At 35.4% G+C, this 13,149-nt stretch carries 13 protein-coding genes and 1 riboswitch; of the genes, 1 reads left to right on the forward strand and 12 read right to left on the reverse strand.

All coding sequences use genetic code 11. The annotated features are described in order from the left end of the window. Positions 1 to 5: 5 nt before the first annotated feature. Positions 6 to 584 (reverse strand): ECF transporter S component, encoded by a 579-nt coding sequence (locus NSS74_RS16330; protein ID WP_002011769.1) that lies wholly within the window; start codon positions 582 to 584, stop codon positions 6 to 8. Positions 585 to 747: 163 nt separating this feature from the next. After that, a riboswitch (FMN riboswitch) is annotated at positions 748 to 887 on the reverse strand. Positions 888 to 1,135: 248 nt separating this feature from the next. On the opposite strand from NSS74_RS16330, the gene NSS74_RS16335 reads away from it, so the two are divergent. Then, entirely contained in the window at positions 1,136 to 1,822 is a 687-nt protein-coding gene (locus NSS74_RS16335) for a hypothetical protein (protein WP_002030740.1), read from the forward strand. Positions 1,823 to 2,042: 220 nt separating this feature from the next. On the opposite strand, the gene NSS74_RS16340 is transcribed toward NSS74_RS16335, so the two are convergent. The 11 genes from NSS74_RS16340 to NSS74_RS16390 all read right to left on the reverse strand — a co-directional run bounded on the left by NSS74_RS16340 (position 2,043) and on the right by NSS74_RS16390 (position 13,050). Next, positions 2,043 to 2,657: a peptidoglycan DD-metalloendopeptidase family protein gene (locus NSS74_RS16340; RefSeq protein ID WP_002141020.1), complete on the reverse strand. Its 615-nt coding sequence runs from the start codon at positions 2,655 to 2,657 to the stop codon at positions 2,043 to 2,045. A gap of 85 nt (positions 2,658 to 2,742) precedes the next feature. Then, a complete protein-coding gene (locus tag NSS74_RS16345) occupies positions 2,743 to 3,324 on the reverse strand; it encodes a cob(I)yrinic acid a,c-diamide adenosyltransferase (RefSeq protein WP_002011763.1) in 582 nt (193 codons plus the stop codon). A gap of 142 nt (positions 3,325 to 3,466) precedes the next feature. Beyond that, positions 3,467 to 5,242, reverse strand: coding sequence for a sensor histidine kinase ResE (gene resE, locus NSS74_RS16350; protein ID WP_340813959.1), 1,776 nt, complete (start codon positions 5,240 to 5,242; stop codon positions 3,467 to 3,469). Beyond that, entirely contained in the window at positions 5,242 to 5,958 is a 717-nt protein-coding gene (resD, locus tag NSS74_RS16355) for a DNA-binding response regulator ResD (RefSeq protein WP_002011758.1), read from the reverse strand. The genes resE and resD overlap by 1 nt, the downstream gene beginning before the upstream one ends. A 301-nt stretch (positions 5,959 to 6,259) precedes the next feature. Beyond that, positions 6,260 to 7,417, reverse strand: a complete 1,158-nt coding sequence (gene resC, locus NSS74_RS16360) for a cytochrome c biogenesis protein ResC (protein WP_002030737.1) — start codon at positions 7,415 to 7,417, stop codon at positions 6,260 to 6,262. An 18-nt stretch (positions 7,418 to 7,435) separates the two neighbouring features. After that, positions 7,436 to 9,052, reverse strand: a complete 1,617-nt coding sequence (resB, locus tag NSS74_RS16365; RefSeq protein WP_002135242.1) for a cytochrome c biogenesis protein ResB — start codon at positions 9,050 to 9,052, stop codon at positions 7,436 to 7,438. A 124-nt stretch (positions 9,053 to 9,176) separates the two neighbouring features. Next, positions 9,177 to 9,698 (reverse strand): thiol-disulfide oxidoreductase ResA, encoded by a 522-nt coding sequence (gene resA, locus NSS74_RS16370; RefSeq protein WP_002030735.1) that lies wholly within the window; start codon positions 9,696 to 9,698, stop codon positions 9,177 to 9,179. A gap of 94 nt (positions 9,699 to 9,792) precedes the next feature. Continuing rightward, a complete protein-coding gene (gene rluB / locus NSS74_RS16375; protein ID WP_002030733.1) occupies positions 9,793 to 10,521 on the reverse strand; it encodes a 23S rRNA pseudouridine(2605) synthase RluB in 729 nt (242 codons plus the stop codon). Positions 10,522 to 10,809: 288 nt separating this feature from the next. Further along, the gene (gene spmB / locus NSS74_RS16380) at positions 10,810 to 11,340 is read right to left on the reverse strand and encodes a spore maturation protein SpmB (RefSeq protein WP_070141497.1); all 531 of its coding nucleotides are present in this window, start codon (positions 11,338 to 11,340) and stop codon (positions 10,810 to 10,812) included. Then, positions 11,337 to 11,933, reverse strand: coding sequence for a spore maturation protein SpmA (gene spmA / locus NSS74_RS16385; RefSeq protein ID WP_002086662.1), 597 nt, complete (start codon positions 11,931 to 11,933; stop codon positions 11,337 to 11,339). The genes spmB and spmA overlap by 4 nt, the downstream gene beginning before the upstream one ends. Next, the gene (locus NSS74_RS16390; protein ID WP_215588880.1) at positions 11,926 to 13,050 is read right to left on the reverse strand and encodes a D-alanyl-D-alanine carboxypeptidase family protein; all 1,125 of its coding nucleotides are present in this window, start codon (positions 13,048 to 13,050) and stop codon (positions 11,926 to 11,928) included. The genes spmA and NSS74_RS16390 overlap by 8 nt, the downstream gene beginning before the upstream one ends. Positions 13,051 to 13,149 lie beyond the last annotated feature (99 nt).

The raw sequence follows: 13,149 nt of genomic DNA on the forward strand, positions 1-13,149 counted from the left end.
TATTTTTAAGCATTTTTCATTTTTGCAAATACCCATACTTTCAAGCGTGAAAATAATGCTACAAATACAATTGTTACAACAATTCCTTTAATTACATTAAACGGTAATATCGCCGTTACAATAGTTTGTCGCATAATATCACTAGACATAGCTGGTGAATTTAAAAACCAAGTGTACGCTGGTAAAATAATAAAGTAGTTTAACACACTCATAATAACTGTCATAGTAATTGTACCTAGCATTAATCCTGTCGTTAAACTTTTTACTGTGCGATACTTTCGGAATAAGAATGCTGCTGGACCAATAAATAAACATCCCGCTATAAAGTTTGCTACTTCTCCTACTGGTACTCCCGTTAAACTTCCTTGAATTCCGTAATGCAAAATATTTTTTATCGCTTCTACAATTACACCTGCAATTGGACTAAAAATTATCGCCGCAATTAAAGCTGGCACATCACTAAAATCAATTTTTAAAAATGGCGGAAGCCCTGGGAATGGAAAATCCAACATCATTAGTAAATACGCAATACTACTTAGCATCGCTACACTCACCATCTGCACTACACTGTTTTTTTGTTTCATCTTTCTCTCTCCTTTTCCATCGATCTTCTCATGGAAAGTGGAAAGGTTCTGCTATGCCTATTTTTTCATAGAACGAAAAAACCCTTTGTGATTTACACAAAGGGAGAATTTTAAGGCACATCAAACAGACGTTCAAATACTTATCTTTTTTGAACGCTTGAACCTCCATCTTCTCCCATCCAGACTGTACTGTCGGCTTTGGAATCACACCAAATCCTGCCTTAACGGCTCGCGGGCTTAGAACGAAATTATTAAATGTTCATCACCGCCGGTCGGGATTTTCACCCTGCCCCGAAGATAGACCGATATTCTATTTTCCACTTCATTATACAACAACATGATCGTATTGTGAACAAAAAAAGTGTAACTTACTAAAAATAAGTTATTAATTTTATATAATTAAAGAAACGATCACTATATTTTACAATACAACCCATATTTTTTATAATTCGGTATTTCTCTTATGAATCCCCCTAGTCATATGTCGTCAAAAGTGATAAGATGTTGAATTGTTAAGATAAGAACATTTTCTGAGTTATGGAGGAAATGTCATGAAGAAAGATAAAAGACACTCTATTCGAGAAGCAATGAAAAAGAACTTAAGAAAAGAATACTTTTATTTGAAAAAAGAATTACTTTTCTACTGTCCAATTGATCTAGGCACATTCTCAAGAGAGACATACTACGCTACTTTTGACCAAGATGGCATAAGTATTTATCAGTATGATAAAAAAACAGAAAGTAAATTAAAATTGTGTGAGCGTCATCCATGGAAGAGTTGGAATAAGGTAAAAGTTGATCACTATTTAACAACTTCTCAATTTATTTTCCAAGGTGAGCGAAACTGGATTTTATCCCTTTTCCAAAAAGGAAAAGAAGCTCAAAAAATAATTGAAGAACATACATCTTTACAAACGGAAGTTGTTTCCCGTCCGTTTTCCAAAAAACTTCCTGGTTTCCGTTCTGATACACCATTGAATAAATACATCGGTTGCATTTGTTACACTGCACTTATTGCATTTTTATTAAAATGGATGATTCCATTTCAAGCACCACAAATCGCCCTGTATTCTCTTTCAATTGGCTTTATGCTTCTTGGTTTACTTTGTCTTACAATTGGTCTAATCGAACCAACTATCGTACTATTTCGGACAAAAGAAAAAACAAGAACAAAAGTCTTTTACTTATATAGCTACTTAGCTATTACTGGATTTATATGTGTCTTTATTTTTTGGTAAAAGAAGCCGTCCCAAAAGATCTTTTGGGACGGTTTTTCGTTAGGAATAGGTTGCTCTTACTGTCGCATTTTATTGTTAGTCGACATTTCTTGTCGAAATGTCGATATAATAATAGCTATGTTCGATATAAATTTGCGTCGATATAATTTCATTTACTATCGCAATCTTAAATAAGAAAAAAATAAATTTATTCAAAAGTTATGCTTTGGGGACGTTGCCTTTACTTGACGTATAGTTGTTGGTTCGGATAGATTTGCTCTTGTCGCAATCCATTCCTCACTTTAATTTCCTCAACTGTCATACTAAATTTCCGGGCAATACCAACTAAAGTATCACCTTTTTGTACAATATATAGTGATGATGACACAACTTGATTTTTTTGTTCATTTAAAACAAGCAACGGATTCATCGCATTCCTTTTCTCCATCGTCCATCTCCCTTGATGCACTTCTAAATGTAAATGCGCTCCTCGCGATTCTCCTGTATTCCCTACCTCTCCAATTAGCTCTCCTTTTGAAATGTTATCACCTTGAACTACATATCTCTTATTTAAATGCGCATAAACAGCCTCATATTCTCCATGTTTAATAAACACAACATTTCCATAACTACTTGAAAAATAAGACTTTGTCACCTTACCATTTTGAATAGCTGCAACAGGCGTTCCAATAGGCGCAGCTATATCAATACCATAGTGTTTCCCATGTCTTGTCCCAAAATAATCACTTATCTGCCCATCAACAGGCCATATCCACTGATTCCCTTCAGCGTAAACATGTAATTGAGATAAAAATAATACACTCAATATCACCACGCCACATTTTAACGCTTTCATATACATCCTCCGTTTTCTAATAGCCGTCATACCTTCTCTATTGTGGGATATTACAGAAAAAAGTATACAAAAAAAAGAAAGTGTATTACTCCACTTCCTTCTCTTCTTTATTACGAAAAACAAGTGCACTGCGGTTATACTCCACATCTTTCACTTGTAAACGCGCATTTATTACTCTAGCAAGCGCAAATAAATAATCAGATAACCTATTTACATACTTTAGAACAATTTCATTGGTTTCTCCTTCTTTTTGCAATGACACTATACAACGTTCTGCTCTTCTTATAACTGTACGTGCAATGTGTAGTGCAGCCGATATCTCGCTACCGCCTGGTAAAATAAAACGCTCTAAAGGCGGCGCTTCTTCTGTATACGAATCAATTCGTCTCTCTAAATACTCGACCATCTCTATCGTTACTTTATAAGGGATTTTCTTCTCTACTATTGCTAAATCCCCTCCACAATCAAATAGTTCATGTTGAATATTTTCAAGTTCGTTATAAATGTTACGAAAACATTCCTCTTGTAATTTAGACATGGCATATCCGATATGAGAATTTGCCTCATCAATTGTTCCATAAGCTTCTACACGTATATGATCTTTATCCACTCGGCCACCTATGACACTCGTTTCCCCTTTATCACCTGTTTTTGTATAAAGTTTCATTTCATTATGACACCTCTCTTTTTATTTTCATTCTGATTATTAAAGAAAAAAACTCTACCATTCTTTATTTAATTGCACTTACAAAAAAATAAAAAAACAGTAAAGCTTTTATTCATAATCAACTTTTAAAAAACATATATATCTAAATTATACGATTTGGTAAATATACAGAGAATGTAGTTCCTTCTCCAACGACACTTGATACAAAAATCTTCCCGTCATGACCTTGAACAATATTTTTAGCAATCGCAAGCCCGAGTCCTGTTCCAATTTTTTTTCCGCGAGTTCTCGCTTTATCAGCTTTATAGAATCGATCGAACAAGAACGGAATATCTTCTTCTGGAATACCAGCACCTGAATCTTGCACTTCGAAAGTAAGGCCACTATTTTTCGTATTAATTACAAGTGTAACATGTCCACCTGCATTTGTATGACGGATTGCATTATCAATTAAATTCGTCAGTACCTGTTCCATACGGTCTGCATCAAACGGATATTGTTCAATTGGACTTTGGAAATCCACTGTTAATTGGACTTCTTTATCCTTTGCAATCCCCTGGAATTTACGGCCAATTTTTTCGACAAATGGATGAATATCTACTTCACCTATATGTAACTCTACATGTCCACTTTCCATACGGGCTAAATCTAATAACTCATTTACAAGTTTACCTAAACGAACAGATTCATCATAAATAATTTGAACAAACTCATTAATTTCTTCTTTCGTTTGCACAATATCATCTAAAATTGCTTCACTATATCCTTGAAGCATTACCATCGGTGTACGAAGTTCATGTGATACATTCGCAATAAAGTCTTGACGCATTTTCTCAAGACGACGCTCCTCCGTCATATCTCGCAATACTGCTACAGCTCCACGAATTTTTGTTTGATTGTAAAGCGGTGTCATAAGAACTACGTAGTTACCTTTTTGCAAATTAATTTCAACAACTTGTTGTTGCTCACTTTTTACAACGAGATGGAATAGTTCAACAAGTTCAGAAGGCAGTTTTTTAATTAACTCTACTTCTTTTTCTTCTTGCCAAACTTGTAAGAAGTGTTCTGCCGGTGGGTTGATAACAACGACTTCACCTTCTTGATTTAACGTAACAACACCATCTGCCATACTACTCAAAATGCTAGCTAACTGCTCTTTTTCTTGCTGCAGGGCATTCATATTAAACTTCAACTGTTTTCCCATTTGATTTAAAGCAGTTGCAAGCTCACCAATTTCGTCCTGCGACACCATAGGGGCTTTCGTATCAAATTTCCCGCGCGCTACCTCAAATGCAACCTCACGCATTTTACGAAGTGGTGCCGTAATTCGAGTAGATAAGAAAAATGCAAAGAAAGTCGTTAAAATAATCGCAATCCCGGCTGATAAGAAAATAAAATCAGTCGTTCTCTCCATACCTTGTATTGGAACTTGCAATGATTCATATACAAACACTGCACTTTGATTTTTTGACTGTACTGGCTTCCCGACGATCATAATATCATTTTCAGTATTTTTATTCTTCCTACTATTAGAAGCTTTTCTAATATTATTCTTAATATCCTTTTTATCTGTAAAAACAGCTGCTAATTCTTTATCATTTTTCAAATCATCTATTGTAAGAGTAACTAATCCTTCTTGTTTCGGCGAAGAAGAAATTTCCTTACCGTCTTCTACAATGATAATCCTTGAAAGTGGATCAGAAAATTTGTAAGCAATATCCTCAATCGTTTTTACATCGGCACCTTCTTCAATTAATTCCGTGACACTTGTTGCAACTTTCTGAAGCCTAGCTTCACTCATATCAACATAATACGTTCTAAAAAACTGTGAAAGTAAAATAGCAACAAATCCAAGAACAAACGAAACGAGAAGTAATATGGTCATCCATAACTTCCCTACTACACTTCTCCAAAGCATCAGTCGTTCACAACCTCAAACTTGTAACCTACGCCCCAAACGGTAACAATCATTTTCGCTGCATCTGGTGATTGTTTACTTAACTTTTCACGTAAACGCTTTACATGCGTATCAACTGTACGTAAATCTCCGAAGAACTCATATTGCCATACTTCTTTTAACAATTGCTCACGGTCAAAAACTTTATCCGGGGATTTCGCTAAGAATAATAGTAATTCATATTCTTTCGGTGTTAAGTTTACTTCATTACCATCCGCTGTAACGCGGTGCGCATCATTATCAATTGTTAAATGAGGGAAAACAGTAACATCTTTCGTCGTTGTATCTTGTGTAAAGAATGTCGTTGGTACAGCGCGGCGTAATACCGCTTTCACACGAAGTACTACTTCACGCGGGCTAAACGGCTTTACAATATAATCATCAGTTCCAACTTCAAACCCTTGTACCCTATTTACTTCTTCACCTTTTGCTGTCAGCATAATAATTGGCGTCGCTTTCTTCTCACGAATCCCTTTACACACTTCGATACCATCTTTACCAGGCATCATAATATCCAGTAGGATTAAATCATAATCATTTTGTAACGCCATTTCTAAAGCTGTATCACCATTATCCGCTTCTTCAATTGTGTATTGCTCTCTTTCTAAATACATCTTTAATAAACGACGAATACGATCCTCATCGTCTACAATTAAAATTCTTGATTCATTTTCCATTTCTACCCGCTGCGTACTTTTACCACAACGGTTTACACCTACCCTTCTACAATATAATGTTGCACCTATCCTCGTTTAATTAAGCATTTTTTAACGTTCCACTTCCCATATTATGCTTCACAAGAATAATAAAGTTTGTTCATTTTTTTTCCAAAACTATGTATTTTTTTTGAACAGTATATTTGGTCCTCGACATCATTTTACAGAATCAACCGCTACTTTGTCATGTTTTTCTCAAAAAAGAAGAAAATTTGACAAAAATAAAATAGGAAAGTGACATACACTTTCCTATTTTATTTCTCTATGCATATGAATGTAAACCCGCGATAATTAAGTTTACTACAATAAAGTTAAACATAATGATTGCAAAACCAATCACTGCAAGCCAGGCGGATTTTTCTCCATGCCATCCTTTAGATAAACGTAAATGTAATACCGCAGCATAAAAGAGCCAAGTAATAAGCGCCCAAACTTCTTTTGGATCCCAACCCCAAAAGCGCGTCCAAGCGATTTGAGCCCAGATCATTGCAAAGATTAATGCTCCTAATGTAAACACCGGGAATCCTATCGCAATAGAACGATATCCGATTTCATCTAATAAATCACTATTCGTATTCTTTACTAACGGCTGAAGTGCCGCTGACACTCGCTTACGTAAAACAAGTCTTAATACAATATAAAGTAGCGTTCCCACTAACACTGACCAAATAACAGTATTTAATTTTTTCGCATTTACAATCGCTGGAACTTCAACTGTTGGCTCTAATTTATTTTCTGTCATTAACTTCCCTTCATGCGGTCCAACTAAAGCAGGGAGATTATACTTCATTTCAACTTGTTGTTCATTTTTATCAATCCATTGAAACTTCGCTTCGTATTTCATACTAGAAAATACCGTTGTTATTCCAATAAACCCAACTGTACAAACAAGTGTGAAAACTACTGTCTCTAACCAAAATGTACGCTTACTTCTTGTTGATTGATCTACATTTTTCAGTAAATACATTACGCCTGTAATAAAACTAATTGCTAATATTGCTTGTCCCGCTGCCGCTGTCGTTACATGAATATGTAGCCAATTACTCTTTAAAGATGGGATAAGCGGCGAAATTTCTCTCGGGAACATACTTGCATAAGCGATTAATAAAAGAGCTACCGGTAAAGCAAATAAACCAATAATACTTACACGATATACAAAGTACATAATGATAAAAGCTCCCACAAGCATCATGCCAAAAAATGTACCAAATTCAAAAAAGTTACTAACCGGTGCATGTCCTGATGCGATCCATCTTGTAACAAAATATACTATTTGTGCAATAAACCCCAAAATTGTTATAGTTATACCTATATTTGCCCACTTGTTACCTTTTTCTTTAATTGCTCCTCCAAAAAATAAAGTTGCAATTAAATATAAGATAAACGCCGCGAACAGAAAATTACTACTTATTTGTACCATATCGTTTCCCCACCTTAACTAATTTTTTTCATTCATTTTATCGTGTGGTTGTGGAATCGCTGTTCCTTCTAGTACTCTTTCAATATCTTTCTTTAAGCCGAACCAATTTTTATTCGTATGGCCTGCAACCCACCATTCATCATTAACACGTTGTATCCAAATACGGCGATGGTTCCAATACATACCTTGAATCACACCAACCATAAATATAAATCCTCCAATACCGAGAATCCAAAGCGTCAAATCTTTTCTTACTGTAAGAGCTGTTGCATTTTGCATTTCCACACCTGCAAATGACATTTTATATTTATTATTCCCGTCAGGCTCTATGTTTTGCTGAATACCGACGAAACTAACTTCACCATCTGGTGTTTCCGGGGTAAACATTTTAAAGACGAATGCAGGATTATTCGGTAATTTTGTTTTCGTATTCGGCCTTCCATTCTCATCAAAATAAAAATCAGGAAAATAGCTTAATAGTTCTAGAGAATACCCATTTCCTAAATCATATTTTTCTGTAGGATTCGCTAAATCTACTTTAATCGGTCCCAACTTTTGATTATTTTCTTTGTTTTGCAAATGGAAAGACATGCTTTTAAATTCACTTTCTTTGTAATCCACTTGATAAACAGCAAATTGATCAAATTTCAGTGGCTCATTCACTCGAATTTCAGCTTCTTTTACCTTTTCTAATTTTGGTTTTTGACCCGCTATATTTTCTCCTACCGCTTTATATAATACAGCATTTGTTTGGAAGTTTTTCGCAATCATTTTATCACCAACACGATCAATTGCTTCATCAAAAACTTCTTTATCCTTACTCTTATCATAAACTTCCTTGATAAACTTTTCGTTTTTCAAATAGTATTGACCATCTGTTCCTGGTATTTCTTTCGTTTCACCATCACGTAACCAAAGTGCTTCATCTACATACATACTCGGTAAAAAACGTAGCATTGCACCGAATAGAAAGATAATAAGACCAATATGGTTTACATATGGACCCCAACGTGAAAAACGTCCCTTTTCCGCTAAAACGTTCCCGTCTTCCACTTTTACATTATAATTACGTTTCTTTAAATTAATTTGAACTCGTTCTAAGTCACCTTCATGCGGCGTACCAGTCCCGTGCACTCTCTGTCTTTTCAAAAAACTTGGGTGTCTTTTCACCCCTTGTTTTTTTAAAGCTTTATAAAGAGGAATGACACGGTCTAAACTACATATAACAAGTGAAATACCAATGGAAGCAATTAAAATCATGTACCACCATGATCCATATAAATTATTAAATCCTAATTGATAGTATAATTGTCCTAAAAATCCATACTCGGTCTTATAATATTCAGCTGGTTCGATTCCTGGAGTTATGTACATTTCTTGGGGAAAGATAGTTCCTATTGCCGATGAAGCTAAAGTTATTACGATTAACCATACACCTACTTTTACAGAAGAGAAAAAACTCCAAATTTTATCGACTATCGTTTTTGTATGTGTGAGAGATCTCCGAGCACTCCCCTCATATCTCATATCCAATAATTTTATATTTTCATTACTTTCAAATGGTTTCCCACATGCTTCACAAAAAATGGTTCCTATCGGATTAACATGTCCACATTCACACTTAATTTCTTTCAAAGCTCTCACCGCCCTTTTATCTATATGTACTATTGTATATTCCAGCCTAGAGTTACCGCAATACTCAGAATTTTTAAAGCGAAGGCGCTATACGTAAGCACCTCTTATGTAAAGGCTTTCTTAATTATGGAGTGATTTTCTTTAAGTACTCTTCCAATTGTTCCTTCGTTTGCTCACCTATAATTTGCTCTACTACTTTGCCTTCTTTATCAATTAAAAAGGTTGTTGGTAATGGTCCCACTCCATATGTACCTATGATTTTTTGCCCTTTATCAATTGCAACTGGGAATTTCAAATCATATTGTTGCACAAAGTTCTTCACTGCGATATCCGTTTCATCTGCATCTAAGGCAATAATTTCAACGCCTTTTTCTTTATATTTCGGATATAACTCATTCATATAAGGCATTTCTTTTTCACAAGGTTTACACCAAGTTCCCCAAAAATTTAAAAATACACCTTTTCCCTTTAAATCTTTTAATTCAATATTCTTTCCTTCTAAATCAGTTACAACAAAGTTAGGTGCTTCTTTTCCAATTTGCATTTTCTCTTTATCAGTAAAAAATCCTTGATATAGCGTAAACCCTACCGCACCGCTTAAAATGAGCAAAATGATAACACGAAATAATAAGCGATTTTTTTTCATGTTGTCTCCCCTCTCTTCGACGAGTGATAAATATATGTATTTTTTAATAAATCACCAGCGGAGCATTCCACTGGTGAAAGTTTCACAATATAGATTAGCGAGGCTTTGTAGAAGCCAATGCACGTAATTGTTTCACCTCATGTGGTGTCAATTCTCTTGCATCGCCAGGACGCAAACTACCCACTTCTAAAAAGGCATACCGTTCACGTTTTAATTTCATTACTTTACAATCTAACGCTTCAAACATGCGGCGTACTTGACGGTTACGTCCTTCATGAATCGTTAATTGTACAATTGCCATCTCTTTACGCTTGTCCCAAGAAATAATTTTCGCTTGTGCTGGTGCTGTTTTCCCATCTTCTAATGCAACACCTCGTTCTAACATGCGAATTTTCTCACCTGTTAATGGCCCTTTAATTTTCGCAACATACGTTTTTTCAACTTTATATCTCGGATGCATTAATACATTTGCAAATTCACCATCATTTGTCATCAATAATACGCCAGACGTATCATAATCTAAGCGTCCGATTGGGAATAAACGTTGTCTAATTTCAGGGAAAAAGTCTGTTACAACATTTCTTCCTTTATCATCTGATACACTTGAAATTACACCAGTTGGTTTATATAGTAAAAAATAAACAGGTTCTTCTTTTTCAAGAGGGATGTTATTTACTTCCACTTTATCTTGAGGAGTTACTTTTGTTCCTAACTCCTTCACTATTTTCCCATTAACTTTCACTTTCCCTTGCTGAATTAATTCCTCAGCCTTTCTTCTCGATGCAATACCTGCTTGCGCAATCACTTTTTGTAATCGTTCCATTTCTTTTTTTCACCTCAAATTTATCTTACCTTACATTAGAAAGACTTGGCAACCGCCTAAGCTTTATGCCATTTACTTCGCCTATCTTTAACAACATAGCAATGATGATAAACGTCTAAAGGCATATCACGTTTTCACCCTTTATTATTGTTTACACTTTTTCATGTTGTCCACGATAAAAGTTCATCATTTTGTCAAAAACACCGCATAAAAAAACCACTATTAAACTACACGTTAATAGTGGTCGTATACGTATTATAAGCTAAATAGCGCAAAAAATGAATAGCATTACTGAAACAATAGGGAAACAAACACAATTGAACAAATAATTCCGATTAAATCTGCAAAAAGTCCTACCTTTAATGCATCTCCCATTTTTCTAATACCGACAGCCCCAAAGTATACTGTTAATATATAAAAAGTCGTATCTGTGCTACCTTGCATCGTTGAAGCTAACCTACCAATAAACGAGTCTGGCCCATATGTAGCGATTAAGTCGGTCGTAATACTTAAACCAGCAGATCCCGAAATCGGACGTATAAGTGCAAGTGGAACGATTTCGGCTGGTACATGAATAAAGTCTAACATCGGCTTCATTACCGATATCATCGCATCTAAAGCACCTGATGCCCGGAAAATAGAAATAGATACAAGCATTCCAACCATAAACGGCAAAATGGAAACCGCAATTTGAATCCCTTCTTTTCCGCCCTCAACGAACGATTCGTACGTTGGAACTTTCTTTATCGTGCCATACAAAAGGATAAAACCAATTACACAAGGAATTACCCATAATGAAATTGTATTTACAATACTCATTTTTTCCGCCCCTTTCTACTCCTTCTCCGGTAAAAATAGCGGTCAATCCAAATCGCTCCAATCATCGATAACACTTGTGCTATAAATGTTACGCCAACGATTTCAGTAGGGTTTGCTGATTCATAAGTCATTCGAATCGAAATGACAGTAGTCGGAATTAATGTAATCGCTGAAGTATTTAATGCTAGAAACGTCACCATAGAACGACTTGCTGAATCCTTTCCACCATTTAACTCTTTCAGTTGTTCCATTGCTTTAATACCTAAAGGTGTTGCTGCATTACCTAACCCAAAAAAGTTCGCCATCATATTTGATAAAATGAATCCCATTGACGGGTGATCCTTCGGTATTTCTGGAAATAATCTTTTTACTATCGGCATAAAAAGTGATACTAACTTCTTTAACAATCCAGCTTCCTCAGCAATTTTCATTAAACCGAGCCAAAATACTAAAACACTAATAAGTCCAATACAAATCGTTACAGCATCTTTTGACCCTTCAAACACTGCTTTGGTCACTTCTTCCATCGTTCCATTTATCATGGCATACACAATCCCTATAACTGCCATCGCTGCCCATACGAGATTAACCATCTATCCCAACACCTATCATGTAAGAGAAGATTTCTTTTACGTTATTCCAATACATTCCCGTTGTAGCTACTAACTTTCGTTTACTGTAAAACAAATTTCGTTCTCCAACTTTCTCGTTCCCTACATAAATTTCTGTCTTCCCAATCTTTACTCCATCCGTAAGTTTTGCACTTTTATCGAGCTCAACTTTCAATAACACGCTCTTTCTTTCCTCTTCAGTTAAAGGTACAGAAAAACTATTTTTCGTATAAACATGATTGGCATATTTCTTTTCATTTATTTCAGCGAGTGCGCCTTGTCCTAAAACTTTCGCTTGCTTATAGCGTTCAAAGCCTTTATCAAACAAATTCATATGATCATCCCAGTCACTAGAAGCACTCAAAGTTACGACAATTAAATCTAGTCCATCTTTTGAAGCTGTTGTGACAAGCGTCCGTCCTGCTTTCTTCGTAAAACCTGTCTTTCCCCCTGTTGCAAATTCATAATAAGATGTCACAAGCTTATGTTTATTTTTCCACGGATAATCCCAAGAATCTGATTTATACGTTTTTGTTCCAAAAATTTTCTTAAAGGTCTCGTTCCCCATTGCATATTTCGTTAATAATGCCATGTCATAAGCCGACGAATAATGCGATCCATCCCCATCCAAGCCATGCGGGTTTGAGAAATGCGTATCTTTCATTCCGATTTCTCTCGCCTTTTCATTCATTAAATATACAAATCCTTCTATACTCCCTCCCACATTTTCAGCAATTACTTGTGCTGCATCATTACCAGATCTAAGCATTAATCCGTAAACTAAATCTTCTAACTTAACTTTTTGTCCAGGTTTTAAATAAATTGCCGATCCTTCTACTCGTACCGCTTCATTACTAACCGATACTAACTCTTTCATTTTTCCTGATTCAGCAGCTAACAATGCTGTCATAATTTTTGTTATACTAGCAATTTTTTGTGGCTCATGTTCTAATTTCCCATATAGCACACGACCGGATTGTTGTTCCATTAAGACTGCGTTACGAGCACTAACACCACCGTTCATTTTTGCATATGCAGGAATTGGCATAACGCTTGCGTACATTATAATTAGCGTAATTATTATACAAATTCGTCTCATATTTCCCCCCACGTCCTTTTGGCACTTTTTGTACAAGTGTATGCTTGGCCTTTTAAAATATGAACGAAATCTTCCTTCCACCTCCACTAAAAAAGACGC

Origin of the sequence: Bacillus sp. FSL E2-8868 (assembly GCF_038005505.1) — a bacterium.
GTDB lineage: Bacteria > Bacillota > Bacilli > Bacillales > Bacillaceae_G > Bacillus_A > Bacillus_A mycoides.

What these genes read in the sequence shown, in the direction of transcription:
- NSS74_RS16330 (WP_002011769.1), bottom strand. Translation starts at nt 584, where the DNA reads ATGAAACAAAAAAACAGTGTAGTGCAGATGGTGAGTGTAGCGATGCTA.
- NSS74_RS16335 (WP_002030740.1), top strand. Translation starts at nt 1,136, where the DNA reads ATGAAGAAAGATAAAAGACACTCTATTCGAGAAGCAATGAAAAAGAAC.
- NSS74_RS16340 (WP_002141020.1), bottom strand. Translation starts at nt 2,657, where the DNA reads ATGAAAGCGTTAAAATGTGGCGTGGTGATATTGAGTGTATTATTTTTA.
- NSS74_RS16345 (WP_002011763.1), bottom strand. Translation starts at nt 3,324, where the DNA reads ATGAAACTTTATACAAAAACAGGTGATAAAGGGGAAACGAGTGTCATA.
- resE (WP_340813959.1), bottom strand. Translation starts at nt 5,242, where the DNA reads ATGCTTTGGAGAAGTGTAGTAGGGAAGTTATGGATGACCATATTACTT.
- resD (WP_002011758.1), bottom strand. Translation starts at nt 5,958, where the DNA reads ATGGAAAATGAATCAAGAATTTTAATTGTAGACGATGAGGATCGTATT.
- resC (WP_002030737.1), bottom strand. Translation starts at nt 7,417, where the DNA reads ATGGTACAAATAAGTAGTAATTTTCTGTTCGCGGCGTTTATCTTATAT.
- resA (WP_002030735.1), bottom strand. Translation starts at nt 9,698, where the DNA reads ATGAAAAAAAATCGCTTATTATTTCGTGTTATCATTTTGCTCATTTTA.
- rluB (WP_002030733.1), bottom strand. Translation starts at nt 10,521, where the DNA reads ATGGAACGATTACAAAAAGTGATTGCGCAAGCAGGTATTGCATCGAGA.
- spmB (WP_070141497.1), bottom strand. Translation starts at nt 11,340, where the DNA reads ATGAGTATTGTAAATACAATTTCATTATGGGTAATTCCTTGTGTAATT.
- spmA (WP_002086662.1), bottom strand. Translation starts at nt 11,933, where the DNA reads ATGGTTAATCTCGTATGGGCAGCGATGGCAGTTATAGGGATTGTGTAT.
- NSS74_RS16390 (WP_215588880.1), bottom strand. Translation starts at nt 13,050, where the DNA reads ATGAGACGAATTTGTATAATAATTACGCTAATTATAATGTACGCAAGC.